The sequence below is a fragment of the Kitasatospora sp. NPDC088134 genome, from assembly GCF_044741705.1.
In the GTDB taxonomy this organism is placed as follows: Bacteria; Actinomycetota; Actinomycetes; order Streptomycetales; family Streptomycetaceae; genus Kitasatospora.
In genome coordinates, this window is record NZ_JBIUTD010000003.1 from 80,486 (window position 1) to 97,303 (window position 16,818).

The 16,818-nt window shown below is 74.2% G+C and carries 14 protein-coding genes and 1 riboswitch; of the genes, 11 read left to right on the forward strand and 3 right to left on the reverse strand.

Annotated elements, in window-relative coordinates; genetic code table 11:
• The first annotated feature begins 176 nt into the window (after positions 1–176).
• The 5 genes from ACIOHG_RS06190 (at position 177) to ACIOHG_RS06210 (ending at position 6,967) form a co-directional block, all read left to right on the forward strand.
• Complete coding sequence (locus tag ACIOHG_RS06190; RefSeq protein WP_400945927.1) at positions 177–1,580, forward strand: NYN domain-containing protein; 1,404 nt, start codon at positions 177–179, stop codon at positions 1,578–1,580.
• A 192-nt stretch (positions 1,581–1,772) separates the two neighbouring features.
• Positions 1,773–2,810 (forward strand): NlpC/P60 family protein, encoded by a 1,038-nt coding sequence (locus ACIOHG_RS06195; protein WP_400945930.1) that lies wholly within the window; start codon positions 1,773–1,775, stop codon positions 2,808–2,810.
• Between the two features lie 375 nt (positions 2,811–3,185).
• A riboswitch (cyclic di-AMP (ydaO/yuaA leader) is annotated at positions 3,186–3,348 on the forward strand.
• Between the two features lie 10 nt (positions 3,349–3,358).
• Positions 3,359–4,420, forward strand: coding sequence for an NlpC/P60 family protein (locus ACIOHG_RS06200; protein ID WP_400945932.1), 1,062 nt, complete (start codon positions 3,359–3,361; stop codon positions 4,418–4,420).
• Positions 4,421–4,631: 211 nt separating this feature from the next.
• Positions 4,632–5,684 (forward strand): NlpC/P60 family protein, encoded by a 1,053-nt coding sequence (locus tag ACIOHG_RS06205; RefSeq protein WP_400945934.1) that lies wholly within the window; start codon positions 4,632–4,634, stop codon positions 5,682–5,684.
• A gap of 149 nt (positions 5,685–5,833) precedes the next feature.
• Complete coding sequence (locus tag ACIOHG_RS06210; RefSeq protein ID WP_400945937.1) at positions 5,834–6,967, forward strand: hypothetical protein; 1,134 nt, start codon at positions 5,834–5,836, stop codon at positions 6,965–6,967.
• A gap of 7 nt (positions 6,968–6,974) precedes the next feature.
• Here ACIOHG_RS06210 and ACIOHG_RS06215 read toward each other — a convergent pair whose 3' ends face one another.
• Complete coding sequence (locus tag ACIOHG_RS06215; protein ID WP_400945940.1) at positions 6,975–7,877, reverse strand: carbohydrate kinase family protein; 903 nt, start codon at positions 7,875–7,877, stop codon at positions 6,975–6,977.
• An 81-nt stretch (positions 7,878–7,958) separates the two neighbouring features.
• Positions 7,959–9,317 carry a glycosyltransferase 87 family protein gene (locus tag ACIOHG_RS06220; RefSeq protein WP_400945943.1) on the reverse strand — a complete coding sequence of 453 codons (1,359 nt, stop codon included), beginning with the start codon at positions 9,315–9,317 and terminating at the stop codon, positions 7,959–7,961.
• Positions 9,318–9,595: 278 nt separating this feature from the next.
• On the opposite strand from ACIOHG_RS06220, the gene ACIOHG_RS06225 reads away from it, so the two are divergent.
• Positions 9,596–10,738, forward strand: a complete 1,143-nt coding sequence (locus ACIOHG_RS06225) for a glycosyltransferase family 4 protein (RefSeq protein WP_400945945.1) — start codon at positions 9,596–9,598, stop codon at positions 10,736–10,738.
• A gap of 60 nt (positions 10,739–10,798) precedes the next feature.
• Here the strand turns inward: ACIOHG_RS06225 and ACIOHG_RS06230 are convergent, their stop codons facing one another.
• Complete coding sequence (locus tag ACIOHG_RS06230) at positions 10,799–12,595, reverse strand: AMP-dependent synthetase/ligase (RefSeq protein ID WP_400945947.1); 1,797 nt, start codon at positions 12,593–12,595, stop codon at positions 10,799–10,801.
• Between the two features lie 247 nt (positions 12,596–12,842).
• Here ACIOHG_RS06230 and ACIOHG_RS06235 point away from each other — a divergent pair, with 247 nt between their 5' ends.
• The 5 genes from ACIOHG_RS06235 to ACIOHG_RS06255 all read left to right on the forward strand — a co-directional run bounded on the left by ACIOHG_RS06235 (position 12,843) and on the right by ACIOHG_RS06255 (position 16,817).
• Positions 12,843–13,277 (forward strand): SRPBCC family protein, encoded by a 435-nt coding sequence (locus tag ACIOHG_RS06235; protein ID WP_400945949.1) that lies wholly within the window; start codon positions 12,843–12,845, stop codon positions 13,275–13,277.
• Positions 13,278–13,285: 8 nt separating this feature from the next.
• On the forward strand, positions 13,286–14,455 hold the full coding sequence (locus tag ACIOHG_RS06240) for an ArsA family ATPase (RefSeq protein ID WP_400945952.1): 1,170 nt from the start codon (positions 13,286–13,288) through the stop codon (positions 14,453–14,455).
• A 62-nt stretch (positions 14,456–14,517) separates the two neighbouring features.
• Positions 14,518–14,808 carry a DUF5304 family protein gene (locus tag ACIOHG_RS06245; protein WP_400945955.1) on the forward strand — a complete coding sequence of 97 codons (291 nt, stop codon included), beginning with the start codon at positions 14,518–14,520 and terminating at the stop codon, positions 14,806–14,808.
• Positions 14,809–15,005: 197 nt separating this feature from the next.
• Complete coding sequence (locus tag ACIOHG_RS06250) at positions 15,006–15,947, forward strand: ROK family glucokinase (protein WP_400945958.1); 942 nt, start codon at positions 15,006–15,008, stop codon at positions 15,945–15,947.
• 111 nt (positions 15,948–16,058) lie between these two features.
• A complete protein-coding gene (locus tag ACIOHG_RS06255) occupies positions 16,059–16,817 on the forward strand; it encodes an endonuclease/exonuclease/phosphatase family protein (RefSeq protein ID WP_400945961.1) in 759 nt (252 codons plus the stop codon).
• The last annotated feature ends 1 nt before the right edge of the window (position 16,818 follow it).

A 16,818-nucleotide genomic window follows, 5' to 3' on the forward strand; every position in this document is an offset into this window, starting at 1 on the left:
CCCCCCACCGCCCCGCGCCCCCGTCCGCCCGGACCGGGGGCGCGGGGCGGACGCGTCGGTGGGGGTGGTGTCGGTGCGGCACGGTAGACGGGACAATCGACAGCAGCGGCGGAACGACCCCCCGCCCGGCGCCCGCCGGGAGGGACCCGCCCGGACCAGGATCGGAGCCGAGGACAGTGGCGGAGGCAGCGAACGCGCCCGCGGGTCCGGACGGGACCGCGCCCGCCCCGGGCCCGGACAACACCCCCGGTACGGACACCCCCGGTACGGACGAGGGCTCCTCGCGCCCCCTCCCCGAGGGGGTGCGCCGCCGGGTGGTCGGCCTCGCCTCCGACGCGCTGGGCGCCGTCGCCGTCGGCGAACTCCCGCCCGCGCTGCGCCCGTACGCCAAGTTCACCCCCGCCCGCCGGGCCAAGTACGCGGCGACCGCGCTGGCGGCCGCGCTGGAGTCCGACCCGGCGTTCCGGGTCCGGATAGCCGACCGCCTGCGGCTGGGCCAGCCGGACCTGGTGCGCGCCCTGGAGGCCGGCACCGCGCCCGCCGCCGCCGACCCGATGGACGTCGCGGCCGCCGCCTACCTGGTGCGGCCGGCCGGCTGGGCCCGGCTGGTCGAGGAGGCCGGCGAGGAGGCCGGGCGGGTCGACGCCGAGGGCGCCGCCGCCGAGGCCGTCCGGCTGGCCGAGAAGCTCCAGGAGGAGCTGGCGGAGGCCCGGGCCGCCGCCCGGGCCGAGGCGGAGCGGCAGCGCGCCGAGTCCGAGGGGGTCCGCAAGGAGGCCGAGTCGCTGCGCCGCAAGGTCCGCTCGCTGGAGGCCGACACCCGCCGGGCGCAGGCCGAGAGCCGGAGGCTGGCGGGGGAGTTGGAGGCCGCGAAGGCGGCCGCGGCGGCCGAGCGCAGCGCCGCCGAGAGCGAGTCGCGCCGGCTGCGGCACCGGGTCGCCGAGTTGGAGGCGGCGGTGGAGAACGGCCGCCGCACCGCCCGCGAGGGCCGCAGCGTCGAGGACATGCGGCTGCGCCTGCTGCTGGACACCCTGCTGCAGTCCGCGCAGGGCCTGCAGCGGGAGCTGGCGCTGCCGGTGACGGCGCTGCGCCCGGCGGACCTGGTGGAGGCGGTCGAGCCCGGCTCGGCCTCGCCGCACGACGTGGCCCGGCGCGGCCTGGCCGAGGACGACCCGGCGCTGCTGGACCAGCTGCTGGCGATCCCGCAGGTCCACCTGGTGGTGGACGGCTACAACGTCACCAAGACCGGCTATCCCCAACTGCCGCTGGAGCAGCAGCGGATGAGGCTGCTGGGCGGCCTGGCGATGCTGGCCCAGCGCACTCAGGCCGAGGTGACCTGCGTGTTCGACGGCCAGGACCTGGACGTGCCGGTGATCATGGCGCCGCCGCGCGGGGTGCGGGTCCGGTTCAGCCGGACCGGGGAGACCGCGGACGAGCTGATCCGCCGGCTGGTCCGGGCCGAGCCGCAGGGGCGGCCGGTGGTGGTGGTCTCCGCCGACAAGGAGGTCGCGGACGGGGTGCGCAAGGCGGGGGCCCGGCCGGTCGCCTCGGTGCTGCTGCTGAACCGGCTGTCCCGGGGCTGAGCTGGGCCGACGCCCCGTCAGGACACCGCCCGGTGACCGGAGTGTGTCGGTGTGGTGAAGGCGGGCCGGGAAGCGGTCCGGGGCCGCCCCGGGAGTGGACGCGGGACAGCGACTTCACTAGGGTCTGGCGTCAAACCTATATTCCGGATTTCACTCCCCCGGGTGAGTCCAGCAGGAAGAAGGAGCTCCCCCTTGGCCTCCCACCGCCGTCCCAAGCAGCCGAGCCGTGCGCGGGTGTCCGTGCTCACCGCTGCCGCCGCGACCGCGGTCGCCCTGTCGGCCCAGGTGAGCGCGCACGCCGCGCCCGCCCAGCCGAGCAAGGACGAGGTCAAGGCGCAGGTCGACAAGCTGCTGGACGAGCAGGAGCAGGCCGCCGAGAAGTACAACGGCGCCAAGGACCGGGCCGACCAGCTGCGCAAGCAGGCCGACCAGCTGCAGGACCAGGTCGCCCGCAGCCAGCAGCAGTTGACCGAGCTGGCCTCCGGGCTGGCGGCGGTGGCCGGCGACCAGTACCGGCAGGGCGGCGTCGATCCGTCGATGCAGCTGATGCTCTCCTCCGACCCGGACAAGTACCTCACCCAGGCCGCCTCCTTCGACCAGGCCGCCAGCACCCAGGCCGAGACGCTGAAGTCGCTCAAGGACCAGCAGCGCCGCCTGGACCAGCAGAAGGAGGAGGCCGCCCAGGTCCTGCACGAGCTGGACGGCCAGACCCAGGCGCTGAACGACGCCAAGAAGGACGTGCAGACCAAGCTGCAGGAGGCGCAGAAGCTGCTCAACCAGCTCTCTGCGGCCGACCGCGCGGCCATCCTGCGCGGCACCGACGGCGCGGCCTCGCGCGGCGCCTCCCGGATCGACCCGTCCACCCTGCCGCCGGCCTCCGGCTACGCCGCGACCGCGGTGTCGGCCGCGCTCAGCAAGCAGGGCGCGGCGTACGTGTGGGGCGCCACCGGCCCGAGCACCTTCGACTGCTCCGGCCTGATGGTGTGGGCGTACAAGCAGGCCGGCGTCGGCCTGCCGCGCACCTCGCAGGCGCAGGGCAGCTACGGCACCAACGTCGGCAAGGACTGGTCCAACGCGCTCCCCGGCGACCTGGTGATCTACTACGGCGACCAGCACCACGTCGGCATGTACATCGGCAACGGCATGGTGGTGCACGCGCCGCACACCGGCGACGTGGTGAAGGTGATGAAGGTCGACGCGATGCCGATCTCCACCATCCGCCGGGTCTGACCCCGCGCGGGTTCCGTTCTGACGGTCCGAAGAATCGGACATATGCCCCCAGTGGGCGACAATTGACGCGATGTGACACGCCCGGGCGGTCGAGATCCTGCTGTGATCTGCGACACGCCCGGCGTCGCGTTTCCGGGCCGAATCGCGGGGTGAATCCCGCATTGGGTAACTCCGTGATCACGTTCGGTCATATTTTCAAAAGAATTTGATCCAGAATCAGATTTTCTTCCGACAAGGATTTGAACGGATCACGGATCGGTTACTAGGGTCTTACCTCGACCACCGCAGAGTCGATCGCCCAAGGGGGGCGGCGGCGGAGGTCGCCGCCGAGTCCGTGACGCAGCGGGCAGACCGTCAACACCGGGTCTGCCGACGGGGATACCCCAGCCGGGGTGCTGTCGAACGGAGCCGGGGAACCACGTTCCCCCGGGGTGAATCGGTGCCAGGTCCGGCCGCCTCGGCGGTCGGTGAGGCACCGTAGGGCTTCTTCCGGCCCGAACCCGTCAGCTCACCCGGTAGGCGGTGTGAGGAAGAAGGAGTCCGCCTTCGTGGCGTCCCATCGTCGTCCCAAGCCCGCCAGTCGTACCCGGGTCTCGATTCTCACCGCCGCCGCGGCCACCGCCGTCGCGCTCTCCGCCCAGGGCGGGGCGCACGCCGACCCGGCGCCGACCAAGGACCAGGTCAAGGCGCAGGTCGACCAGCTCAACGAGCAGGCCGAGGTCAAGACCGAGAGCTACAACGGCGCGGTCGAGAAGCAGCAGGAACTGCAGAAGCAGGTCGGGCAGTTGCAGGACCAGCTGGCCCGCCAGCAGGAGCAGGTCACCACCGTTCAGCAGAGCCTGGCCGGGATCGCGGGCGAGCAGTACCGGACCGGCAACGTCTCGCAGACCATGCAGCTGATGCTCTCCAGCAGCCCCGACGCCTTCCTCGGACAGGCCGGGACGCTGAACGCCGTCGGCTCCACCCAGGCGGACCTGCTGAAGAGCTTCAAGGCCGAGCAGGCCAAGCTCGACGGCCGGCGCAAGGAGGCGGAGGCCAAGCTCGCCGAGCTGGACACCACCACCAAGGCGCTGAAGGCCGACAAGGACGACATCCAGGCCAAGCTCGCCCAGGCCCGCGACCTGCTCAACACGCTCACCCAGAAGGAGCGCGACGAGCTCGCCGCCGCCGAGGCGAAGGCTGCCTCCGACTCCCGGGCGCAGGCCGAGCGGGCCTCCCGGGACACCGCCCGCCCCGACCTGAACGCCCCCGCGCCCAGCGGCTTCTCCGGCAACGCGCTCGGTGCGGCGACCTCCAAGATCGGCAGCTGGTACTCGTACGGCGCGACCGGCCCGACCACCTTCGACTGCTCCGGCCTGATGCAGTGGGCCTACGCGCAGGCCGGCGTGTCGATCCCGCGCACCTCGCAGGCCCAGGCGAGCGCGGGCACCAACATCGGCAGCAACATCGCCGACGCCCGCCCGGGCGACCTGATCATCTACTACGGCGACATGCACCACGTCGGCATGTACGCCGGCAACAACCAGATCGTGCACGCGCCGCACACCGGCGCGCAGGTCCGCTACGAGTCGGCCACCTCGATGCCGATCAACCGGATCGTCCGGATCTGACGGCCCGTCCGAGGCGCTCGGCCCGGTACCCCGCACGGGGTGCCGGGCCGCTTCCGTTCGGATGTCCGATTCGCGGTCGAATATTCGGGACTGTCGGGGTTTGGACTGGATCGGCCGGACTCGCTAACCTCTGCCCCCGGGCCCCCGCGAGGACGGCCGCCCGATCCACGGGCGGCGGCGGAGGCCGGCCGCAGGAACGGAGTCGTCGCGCGTGTCCGTGCATCGTCGCCCCCCACTGCCCGGTGTCCAGCGCCTCGCCCGCGCCCTGGCGCTGACCGCCGCCGCGACCGGCGCGCTCGGCCTCACCGTCGGCGCGGCCGGTGCCGCCCCGGCCGACCCGCCGAGCCGCAGCGAGGTCAAGGCCCAGGTCGACCAGCTCTACGAGGAGGCCGAACGGGCCTCCGAGACGTACAACGCCGCGCAGGAGCAGCTCAAGCGCCTGCAGACGGAGGCCGGTTCGCTGCAGAACCAGGTCGCCGCCGGGCAGGACGAGCTGAACCGGACGCGCGGTGCCCTGGCCGCCGTCGCCGCCGCCCAGTACCGGTCCCAGGGCCTGGACCCCGCGGTGCGGCTGATGCTCGACAACGATCCCGCCGCCTACCTGGCCGGGGCCCGCTCGCTCGACCAGGCCACCGCCCGGCAGGACGACGCCCTGCACGAACTCGCCGACCGGCAGCGCCGGTTGGACCAGCGCCGGCAGGAGACCACCGCCAAGCTGGCCGAACTGGAGGGCGTCCGGCAGCACCTGGCCGCCGCCAAGGACGAGGTCCGGGAGCGGCTCGGCAAGGCGCAGCGGCTGCTCAACAGCCTGGCCCCCGCCGAGCGGGTCCGGCTGGCCGCCGACGACGCCCGGGAGGCCGAGCAGCGCGCCACCCGGGGCACCGACCGGCTCGACCTCGGCGACCAGCCGCCGTCCTCCGACCGGGCCGCCGCCGCGCTGCGGGCCGCCATCTCCAAGATCGGCTCGCCGTACGTCTACGGATCGACCGGGCCCAGTACCTTCGACTGCTCCGGTCTGATGTACTGGGCGTGGCGGCAGGCCGGAGTGACCCTGCCGCGGACCTCGCAGGAACAGGCCTCGGCCGGCCGGCGGGTGAGCCTCGCCGACGCCCGGCCCGGAGACCTGGTGATCTTCTACAGCGACAGGCACCACGTCGGCATGTACGCCGGCGGGGGCGTCGTCGTGCACGCGCCCTACCCCGGCGCCCGGGTCCGCTACGAGAGCGTGAGCGCGATGCCGGTCAACACGGTGGTGCGGGTCTGAGCCTCACCGACGATCCCCTGGTCACCGACCTGCCGCCGCGGGCGCCGCAGGTCGGTGCTCCGCTGTCCCGGCGCGCCGCGCTGCTGCTGGCCGCGGCCGGCGCGGCCCAGCTCTCGCTGCCCGGGGGCGGCCCGCCCCGGGCCCCCGCCATGGCCCTCCCGTCCGCCGCGCCGACCCCGACCGGCGTCCGCGAGGAGGTGGCCCGGGTGCTGGCCGCCCGGGCCGCCGCCGTCCTCGGTCGGGATGCGGCCGGGCTGGCGGCGGTCGCCGCGGCCGGCGCCGAGGAGGCCGACCGGGACCTGCTGGCCCGCACCGCCGGGCTGCGCCTCGCCGCGTACACCCTGAAGCCGGCCGCCTTCGCCGAGCCGGCCGCCGGCGCCGCCGAGCTGAGCGTGGCCGCCGAGCTGGGCTACCGGATCGAGGGCGTCGACGACTACCCGGCGCTGCTGGAGCGGCGGGTCCGGCTGGTCCGCGAGCCGGCCGGCTGGCGGGTGGCCGGCGAGACGCCGTCCGGTGCCGCCGCCCCCTGGGACCTCGGCACGGTGCGGGCCGTGGACGGGCGGTACAGCCTGGTGCTCGGCCTCGGCGAGGAGGCCGAGCTGACCGCGCTGGCCGAGCTCGCGGACCGCGCCGCCCCCGTGGTCCGGGCCGTCTGGGGCGACTGGAGCCCGCCCCGGCTGCTGCTCGAACTCCCGCTCACCGAGCAGCAGTTCGCCACCCGGATGGACGTCTCCGCGGACGCCTACCAGGGCATAGCCGCGGTCACCCTGGCGGTCGGCGGCGCCCCCGTGCACACCCCCGCCGACCGGATCGTGGTCAACCCCGACGCCTACCGGCAGCTCAGCGAGCTCGGCCGCCGGGTGGTGGTCACCCACGAGGCCACCCATGTCGTCACCCGGGCCGACACCCGGCCCTGGACGCCGCTCTGGCTCTCCGAGGGCGTCGCCGACTACACCGGCTACCAGGGCACCGGCCGGACCCTGCGGCAGATCGCCCCCGAGCTGGCCAAGGACGTGCAGGCCGGCCGGATGCCCGCCGAACTGCCCGCCGACCCGGCCTTCGCGGCCGGCTCGGCCGGCATCGCCCAGGCCTACGAACTCGCCTGGCTGGCCTGCGACCTGATCGCCCGCCGCTGGGGCCAGGACCGGCTGGTCGCCTTCTATCGGACGGTCGGGCAGTTCGGCGCCGGCGGCCTGGACCGTGCGATGCGGTCCCAACTCGGGCTCGGCATCGCCGAGTTCACCAAGGACTGGATCACCGAGGTGGCCAGACTGAAGAGCTGACGGACCGTCAGCGCTCCAGTGCCGCGTCCAGGCCGGCCGCGTCCAGGAACGCCGTGTGGGTGCCCGCCGTGGTGCAGGCGAAGGCCCCGGCGACCGCGCCCGCCCGCATGCACTCCTCGACCGGGCGGCCCGCCAGCCGCTGCCGCAGGAAGCCCGCCACGAAGGCGTCGCCCGCGCCGTTGCTGTCCACGACCGGCGCGCCCGGGTCGGCCGCCGGGAAGTGCCGGGGCGCGGCGTCCGCGCGGGTCAGCAGGAAGGAGCCGTGCGCGCCCGCGGTGGCCACCACCAACTCGGCCCGGCCCTGCTCCAGCACCGCGCGCATCACCGCCTCCGGGCGGTTGTCCAGGCCCGCCGCGGAGAGGAACACCAGGTCGGAGCGGAGCGCGTAGTACCGGTGGTGCTCGTCGGTGCCGTTCCAGGCGTGCAGGTCGGTGGAACTGCTGCGGCCCAGGCGCTCGACGTCCGGGTACATCTCCCGGTTGACGCCGGTGATCGACAGGTGGACGTGCGCCGAGCGCTCCAGCAGCGGCAGCCAGAACGCGCGCGGCAGCCGGGCGTCCGCCGGGTGCCGGCCGTCGTAGAAGGAGAACCGCAGGCCGTCCCGGTCGACCAGGTTGACGCTGCGCGGGGTGCCCGCCGGGGCGGGCAGGTGGCTGAAGTCCAGGCCGCGCCGGGCGTACTCGGCGAGCACCAGGGCGCCCTGCGGGTCCTCGCCCAGGAAGTCGGCGAACTTGGTGCGCAGGCCCAGCGCGTGGCAGCCGAGGGCGACGCCGTTGCCGGTGTGCGCCGGGTAGTCCAACACCGGGGGGACGCCCACCGAGTCGCGGCCGGTGGGGACCTCCAGCCGGTCCACCCGCACGATGGTGTCCACGCCGACGCCGCCGACGATCAGGATGTCGTAGTCGATCATCCGGCGATGGTGGCAGCGCGGAACCCCCCGCTGCAAGAGCTTCCAGCAACTTGCGACGGGGGGTTCCGGACGGGTGCGGGGTCAGGCCCGGTCGGCCGGGGCCAGGTCGTCCAGCAGGTCCTGCTCGTAGGCGATCCCCGGCCGGACCGGGTACTGCGGCGCCACCTGGTCGGTCGGCAGCACCACCGTGGTCAGCGCCTCCCGGCGGCGGGTCGAGCGCCACAGCCGGTACCCCGACAGCACCGTGGTCACCAGCAGCAGCACGTTGCGGGCCGTCAGCACCAGCACGCCGCCCAGCTCGCTCCGGTTCACCGCCCCGAACATGACCGGGAACTCCAGCGTGGTCAGCACCGCCGTCACCAGCACCAGTACCGCCACCGGGCGCTGGCTGGTGCCGCGCACCGTCAGGCAGACCGCCGCCAGGCCGACCACCCAGATCATGTACTGCGGGCTGATCACCCGGCTGGTCGCCGTGAAGACCAGCAGCGCGCACAGCGCCGCGTCGAAGGTGGTCGCCGTCGTCCAGCGGGCCGCCCGCAGACGCCACACCAGCAGCCAGCCGAAGCCGGCCACCGACAGGCCCACCATCACCTTCGAGATCACCTGCACCCACGGGCCGAGGAACTCCACCGAGCCGTAGTTCATCGTCACGGTGCCGTGCCACGACCCCGCCAGCTTGGCGAAGTGCAGTGGCAGCGCGCCCACCGACTCGATCTCGATCCCGCGCTCCGACTGGAACTTCAGGAACTCGAACGCCCCGTTCATCCCCGCCGTCAGCAGGAACCCCAGCGCGGCCGCGAACGCCACCGCCGAGGTCCACGCCCGCCTGGTCCGGCGGCCGCGCGGCGTGCCGATCAGCGCCAGCAGCGGCCACACCTTCAGCAGCCCGCCCAGGCCCAGCAGCACCCCGCCGAGCGCCGGGCGGCGCAGCATCACCAGCAGGCCCGCGATCGCCAGCGCCGTCACGATGATGTCGTAGCGGCAGTACACCGTCGGCCCGAGCAGCGGCACGCCCACCACCCAGTACCAGCCGCCCAGGTAGCTGCGGCCCTTGCGGACCCCGGCGCGCATCAGCAGCGCCATCGCGGCCGCGTCCACCACGCCGCACACCACCCAGAACGACACCAGGTACGACCAGGGCAGCAGCCCCGGCGCCAGCATCACCAGCGCCGCGCCCGGCGGGTACTGCCAGGTCACGTCGTCCAGCGGGAAGGTGCCGGTGCGCAGCACCTCGTACCAGCTGTGGTAGATCACCGAGACGTCCGCGGTCACGTCCGTGCTGGCGATCCGCAGCACCCCGGCGACCACCAGCACGATCAGGGTCCGGGACACCGCCCAACCGGCTCCCAGCGCCCACAGCGGACGGCGGCTCGGCGCGGGCACGGCGGGCAGGACCGGGGACTCCGGACTGCCGGGCCGCTCGGCCTGGGCTGACTCCACTGCGCTCCTTCGGGTCGTCGGGTGCGTACCGGGGCCCGGGGCGCGGGCACGGCGGTGCCGGTGCCGGCGGGTACACCGGTAAGGACCGTACCCGCCCGCGAGCGGTTGCGCGGGCCGTCCGGCAATTCACCGAGCCGTGCCCGAACCGCCCGCGCCGCCGCCGTTCCCACCACCACCGCCGGCGGTGGCGGGCCGGGCCCCGGCGCACGGGCACGGTGACCTATCGTACGGACCACGCACAGGTACTCCGAGCACCCCCGACCGAGCGAGCCGCGGCCATGTACAAGACACTCATCGTCACCAACGACTTCCCGCCCAGGCCCGGAGGCATCCAGGCGTTCGTCCACAACATGGCCGTACGCCAGCCCGGCGGCTCGATCGTGGTGTACGCCTCCACCTGGCGGGACGGCACCGAGGTGGCGAAGTTCGACGCGGAACAGCCCTTCCCGGTGATCCGCGACCGGACGAACATGATGATTCCCACACCGCGGGTCACCCGGCGGGCCGCCGATATCCTCCGGGCGGAGGGCTGCACCTCGGTCTGGTTCGGTGCCGCCGCCCCGCTCGGCCTGACGGCCCCCGCGCTCCGCCGGGCCGGCGCCGAGCGGCTGCTCGGCATGACGCACGGGCACGAGGCCGCCTGGGCCCAGCTGCCCGGCTCCGCGCAGCTGCTGCGCCGGATCGGGGCCGGCACCGACGTGCTCACCTACCTCGGCGAGTACACCCGCTCCCGGATCGCCCGGGCGGTCGGCCCCGCCGCGGCCGCCCGGATGGTCCAACTGCCGCCCGGCGTCGACGAGTCCACCTTCCGCCCGGACTCCGGCGGGGCCGCCGTCCGGGCCCGGCTCGGGCTCACCGACCGGCCGGTGGCGGTCTGCGTCTCGCGGCTGGTGCCGCGCAAGGGCCAGGACACCCTGATCCGGACCTGGCCGCGGGTGCTGGCCGCGCACCCCGACGCGGTGCTGCTGATCGTCGGCGGCGGGCCCTACCGGGCCGAGCTGGAGAAGCTGGTCGACACCGTCGGGGTCCGGCCGTCCGTGGTGTTCACCGGCGCGGTCCCCTGGGCGGAGCTGCCCGCCCACTACGGCGCGGGCGACGTCTTCGCCATGCCCTGCCGCACCCGGCGCGGCGGCCTGGACGTCGAGGGCCTCGGCATCGTCTACCTGGAGGCCTCCGCGACCGGCCTCCCGGTCGTCGCCGGGGACTCCGGCGGGGCGCCGGACGCCGTCCGCGAGGGCGTCACCGGCTACGTGGTGCCCGGGAAGGACGGGGAGGTGCTGCTCGCGGAGCGGCTGGTGCGGCTGCTCGGCGACGAGGCGCTGCGCCGCGAGCTGGGCGGGGCCGGGCGCGACTGGGTGCACGCGGCCTGGCGCTGGGACATGCTCGCGGAGCGCCTCACGGGGCTGCTGCAGGCGCGCTAGGACGGGGACGGACGCGAAAACCGGGGGCGCGGAAATCCTCAGCGCCCCCGGTGTTCTGCCCTATCGCGTGTAGAGCGCCTCGATCTCGGGGGCGAAGTCCTTGAGGACGACGTTGCGCTTGAGCTTGAGCGAGGGGGTGAGGTGGCCGCTGGCCTCGGTGAAGGTGGTGGTGAGGAGGCGGAACTTCTTCACCGCCTCGGCGTGCGAGACGGCCTGGTTGCCGTCGTCGATCGCGGACTGGACGGCGGCGAGCAGGTCGGGGTCCTCGCGGAGGTCGGCGACCGTCGCGTCGGCGGGCTTGCCGTGCAGGGCCTTCCAGCGCGGGAAGAACTCGTCGTCGACGGTGACCAGGCAGGCGATGAAGGGCTTCCGGTCGCCGACCACCATGACCTCGCCGACGATCGCGTGGGCGCGGATCCGGTCCTCGATCACGGCGGGGGCGACGTTCTTGCCGCCGGCCGTGACGATGATCTCCTTCTTCCGGCCGGTGATCCTCAGGTAGCCCTCGTCGTCGAGGGTGCCGAGGTCGCCGGTGGCGAACCAGCCGTCCCGGAGGGCGTCGGCGGTCGCGGTGGGGTTGTTCCAGTAGCCGGTGAAGATCTGCGGGCCCTTGAGCAGCACCTCGCCGTCCTCGGCGATCCGGATCGAGGAGCCGGGCAGCGGCTGGCCGACGGTGCCGATCTTCGGCTTGTCGTCCGGGTTGAAGGAGGTGGCGGCGCAGGACTCGGTGAGGCCGTAGCCCTCCAGGACGGCGAAGCCGATGCCGCGGTAGAAGTGGCCGAGCCGTTCGCCGAGCGGGGCGCCGCCGGAGATCGCGGTCTTGCAGCGGCCGCCGAGGGCGTTGCGCAGCTTGCCGTAGACCAGCTTGTCGAAGACCGCGTGCCGGAGGCGCAGCCCGAGCGAGGGGCCGCCGTTGTCGAGGGCGCGGCTGTAGGCGACGGCGGTGTCGGCGGCGCGGTCGAAGATCTTGCCCTTGCCGTCGGCCTGGGCCTTGGCGCGGGCGGTGTTGTAGACCTTCTCGAACACCCGGGGGACGCCGAGGATCAGGGTCGGCCGGAAGGAGCCGAGCTCGTCGGTGACGTTCTTGATGTCGGAGACGTGGCCGAGCTTGACCGGGGCGATGGCGGCGGCGATCTCGGCGATCCGGCCGAGCACGTGGGCCAGCGGCAGGAACAGCAGGACGGAGGACTCGCCGGTGCGGAACAGCTCGGGCATCCGGGCGGTGACGTTGCCCAGCTCGGACAGGAAGTTGCCGTGGGTGAGCTGACAGCCCTTGGGGCGGCCGGTGGTGCCGGAGGTGTAGACGATGGTGGCGATCGAGTCCGGCCCGGCGAGCACCCGGCGCTCGGCGACCTCCGCGTCCGGGACGTCCTGCCCGGCCCGGGTGAGGGCGGCGATGCCCTCGCGCTCGATCTGCCAGGTGTGCCGCAGCCCGGGGAGCCGGTCGCGGACCTCGGCGACCACCGCGGCGTGCTGGTCGGTCTCGGTGACCACGACGAGCGCGCCGGAGTCGCCGAGGATCCACTGCACCTGCTCGGCGGAGGAGGTCTCGTAGACCGGGACGGTGATCGCGCCGGCCGTCCAGATCGCGAAGTCCAGCAGCGTCCACTCGTAGCGGGTGCGGGACATCACGGCGACCCGGTCGCCCGGGGTGACGCCGGAGGCGATCAGGCCCTTGGCGACGGCGTGCACCTCGGCGAGGAACTGGACGGCGGTGAGGTCCTGCCACCGGCCGTCCGCCTTGCGGCTGAGGACAGCGGTACCCGGGTGCCGCTCGGCGTTCTGGTGGACCAGGTCGGCGAGGTTGCCGTCACTCGGGACCTGGTAGCGGGCCGGAAGGCTGAACTCCTCGAGCAAGACTGCTCCTCGTCTGCGACGCTGCGGGACGACTGGACGTTACTGCTCGGTAGGTGAGTTCGACCAGGGGGGTCGGTCTCGGTGTTCCAATCGTCACACCGCAGGTCGGAAGTGCGGATGGACCACTGGAACCCTACGGCAGTGCGCAGGTGACCCGCCGGTAGGTGCCCGCGCGGGAATCGGGCGGCCCCGCCCGCGATAGCCTCTGCTGGGCGCACAGCAGCACAGGGAGATCGCGGAGGCCGCAATGGCGGAGCACACCAGGTCGAGCATTGTCATCGACGCCACCCCGGCCGAGGTCATGGCGGTGATCGCCGACTTCGCCGCCTACCCGGAGTGGACCGGCGAGGTGAAGGAGATCCAGGTCCTGGAGGACGGCCCGGACGGCCGCGCCGCCCAGGTCCGGCTGCTGCTGGACGCCGGGGCGATCCGCGACGAGCACGTCCTCGCCTACACCTGGGACGGCGACCGCGAGGTCAGCTGGACCCTGGTGCAGAGCCAGATGCTGCGGGCGCTGGACGGCTCCTACGCGCTCGCCCCGCGCGGCGCGGGCGCCACCGAGGTCACCTACCAGCTGGCCGTGGACGTCAAGATCCCGATGCTCGGCATGATCAAGCGGAAGGCCGAGAAGGTCATCATCGACCGCGCGCTGGCCGGCCTGAAGAAGCGCGTCGAGGGCTGACCGGGTCCGTGGCCACCCGCACCGTACTGGTCAGCGGCCCGGAGTCCGCGAGGATCGCCGCCGCCACCGCCCTGCACCACGCCCGGCGCGGCCGCGCCACCCTGCTGCTGGCCGCCGACGACCCGCACCGCGCGGTCGACGACCTGCTCGGCGTCCGGCTCGGCCCCGACCCGGTCGAGCCGGAGCCGCACCTGGCGGCCGCCCGGCTGGACGAGCAGGCCGCGTTCCGCTCCGCGCTGGACGGCTACCGGGACCGGATCGCCCCCGCCCTCGACCTGATCGGCGCCCAGCCGCTCGACCCCGAGGAACTCGCCCCGCTGCCCGGCACCCGCGCCCTCGCCCTGCTGCGCGCGCTGCCCCGGGCCGAGGCCGAGGTGCTGGTGGTCGCCGCCCCGCCGCCCGCCGAGCTGATCGCCACCCTGGCGCTGCCCGCCCAGCTGGAGCGCTACCTGGCCCGGCTGCTGCCCGAGCAGCGGCAGGCCGCCCGGGCGCTGCGCCCGCTGCTGGCCGGGCTGGCCGGCGTCCCGCTGCCCACCGACAAGCTGTTCGAGGCCCGGGCCGCCGCCTCCGCCGCGCTGGCCGGGGCCGCCGCCGCGATCACCGCGCCCGGCACCACCGTCCGGCTGGTGCTGGACGCCGCCCGCCCCGCGCCGCGCACGCTGGCCCGGGTCCGGGCCGGGCTCGCGCTGCACGGCCTGCCGCTGGACGCGGTGGTCGCGCACGGCGCCCTGCCGCTCGCCGCGGCCGGCTCGCCGGACCCCTGGCTGGCCGCCACCGCCGCCCGGCAGCAGGAGCAACTCGACTCCATCGCCGAGCAGTTGGGCGACATCCCGGTGCTGACCGGCCGACAGGGCGACCGCACCCTGGCCGCCCTCGCCGACCGGCTCTATCCGGCCGGGGACCCGCCCCCGCCGGCCCCCGCCGAGCCCCGGGTCGAGGACCGGCTGGCCGCCGAGAACCTGCTGGTCTGGCACCTGCCGCTGCCCGGCGCCGACCGTTCCGAACTCGAACTGCTGCGCCGCGGCGACGAGTTGATCCTGGGCGTGGGCAACTACCGGCGGGTACTGGCACTCCCGTCGGCGCTCCGCCGTTGCACGGTCAGCGGGGCCGGTCTGGCGGACGGGACGCTGTCGGTGCGGTTCACGCCCGATCCCGCGCTGTGGCCGCGCGGCCAGTGAGAGCGACGAGCGGCCGGTGCGGGTGACGGCCGACCGGTGAGAGCGACGAACGGGAGCACGACATGAGCACGGAACAGCCCGGCGGGGGCAGCGACTTCGCGCCGCTGGTGGACGAGGTGCGGAAGTTCGCCGCCGCGCTCGGGGTGAAGGCGGTCGAGGTCGGCGGCCGGCTGCGCGAGTCCAACCCCGAGGTGTACGGCCACCTCGCGGCGGCCGGCGGGGAACTGCTGGCCGCCTACCGGGCCGCGGTGGCCGGGCACGAACGGCGCTGGTCCGGACCCGAACCGGCGGAGGCCGAACGGGTGGATCTGGACGGGGCCGAGGGGACCGCCGACGGCGGGTCCGACAAGTAGTGAAATCGGTGGACCGGTGCCGTCACGCTGCGGCTTCACTGCATTACCGAATGGTACTGTCGATATGACTTATGAAGGCACCATGACCAGTCCACCGGGAAATGCCTTCGGATAATGTACGCCGGACTGTATACGCGGGCGCCCCTCAGCGGGTACCGTCTCCGCTGAGCGGGAACGAGTGAATAGCTGAGGGACACATGGCTCTGACCATCGGCGTGGACGTCGGCGGGACCAAGATCGCAGCAGGCGTCGTCGACGAGTCCGGCGAGATTCTGGCCAAGACCCGGGTGCCCACCCCGGCCGACCCGCAGTGGGCGGTCGACGCGATCGCCCAGGGCGTACGGGAGTTGAAGGAGCAGTTCCCCGGCGCCGCGGCCGTCGGCGTTGGCGCCCCCGGCTTCGTCGACAGCGACCGCTCCACCGTCCTGATGGCCCCCAACATCGCCTGGGAGAACGAGCCCCTCAAGCAGCGCGTCGAGGAGCTCACCGGCCTGCCCACCGTCGTCGAGAACGACGCCAACTGCGCCGCCTGGGCCGAGTTCCGGTTCGGCGCCGCCGCCGACTACCAGGACATGGTCCTGATCACCGTCGGCACCGGCATCGGCGGCGGCATCGTCCTCGACGGCCGGCTGCACCGCGGCCGCTTCGGCGTGGCCGGTGAGATCGGCCACCTCAACATGGTCCCCGACGGCCTCGACTGCGGCTGCGGCGGCCACGGCTGCTGGGAGCAGTACGGCTCCGGGCGGGCGCTGCGCCGCTACGGGCGCGAGCGCGCCGCCGCCGACCCGATCGCCGGCAAGCGGATGCTCGAACTCAACGACGGCGTGGCCGAGACCATCCGCGGCATCCACATCACCGAGGCCGCCGAGGAGGGCGACCCGCTGGCGCTCTCCTGCTACGCGGAACTCGCCGACTGGCTCGGCCGCGGCATGGCCGACCTGGCCGCGCTCTTCGACCCGGCCGTCTTCGTCCTCGGCGGCGGCGTCTCCGACTCCGGGAGCCTGCTGCTCGACCCGGTCGCCGCGAGCTTCGAGCGCTACCTGACCGGCGGCCCGGCCCGGCCCCGCGCCAACGTCGTGCTGGCGTCCATGGGTTCGGCCTCCGGCATCGCGGGCGCGGCGGACCTCGCCCGGATCTGAGCCCCGTCCGGGAGATCGCGTCGTGGCGGCAACTCGCCGTCCGCGGCGCGATCCTGCCGTTCCCCGCGCTCCGGTGCCCGCCCGCCCGACCGCCCTGTTACTGTCGGTCAGGTGACGGACACTGAGGTTGCGTTGGCGTCCTCCGGGGTGGAGCCGGACGGGGCGCGGCGGGTACGGGTGCTGAGTTACAACGTGCGGTCGCTGCGGGACGACCGGGTCGCGCTGGCCCGGGTGATCCGGGCCTGCGATCCGGACGTGGTGTGCGTGCAGGAGTCGCCCCGGTACTGGAAGACCGAGAAGGCGGCGGCCTGGCTGGCGCACAAGACCGGTCTGGTGATCCTGGCCGGCGGCGGCCGGGTCTCGGCCGGGCCGCTGCTGCTGGGCCGGATGCGGGTGGACGTCCTGGAACTGCGCGACACCCTGCTGCCGAAGACCCGCGGACTGCACGCCCGCGGCTTCGCCGGTGCCCTGCTGCGGATCGGCGGATCGCGCCCGTTCTCGGTGACCAGCTGCCACCTGAGCCTCGAACCCGCCGAGCGGCTGCGGCAGTTCGGCCTGTTGCGCCGTCAACTCCGCGACGGCGAGCCGGGGGTGATCGCCGGCGACTTCAACGAGCACCCGGACGGCCCCGGTTGGCGCGCGCTGGCCGAGGAACTGACCGACGCGCACGCGAAGGCCCCGTGGGGCGGGACGTTCACCTCGGTGCCGAAGGAGCCCTACCAGCGGATCGACGGCGTGTTCGCCACCCCGGACATCGAGGTGCTGGGCTGCGGGGTGCCGTACCCGCTGCCGGGCGTCACCGAGGCGGACCTGCGGGCGGCCACCGACCACCTGCCGGTGCTGGCCGCGCTGCGCATCCCCGCCCCGTAAC

Excerpts from the sequence above, each read along its gene's own strand:
- ACIOHG_RS06210 (WP_400945937.1), top strand. The coding sequence starts at position 5,834 with ATGGCCCTCCCGTCCGCCGCGCCGACCCCGACCGGCGTCCGCGAGGAG.
- ACIOHG_RS06215 (WP_400945940.1), bottom strand. The coding sequence starts at position 7,877 with ATGATCGACTACGACATCCTGATCGTCGGCGGCGTCGGCGTGGACACC.
- ACIOHG_RS06225 (WP_400945945.1), top strand. The coding sequence starts at position 9,596 with ATGTACAAGACACTCATCGTCACCAACGACTTCCCGCCCAGGCCCGGA.
- ACIOHG_RS06235 (WP_400945949.1), top strand. The coding sequence starts at position 12,843 with ATGGCGGAGCACACCAGGTCGAGCATTGTCATCGACGCCACCCCGGCC.
- ACIOHG_RS06245 (WP_400945955.1), top strand. The coding sequence starts at position 14,518 with ATGAGCACGGAACAGCCCGGCGGGGGCAGCGACTTCGCGCCGCTGGTG.
- ACIOHG_RS06250 (WP_400945958.1), top strand. The coding sequence starts at position 15,006 with ATGGCTCTGACCATCGGCGTGGACGTCGGCGGGACCAAGATCGCAGCA.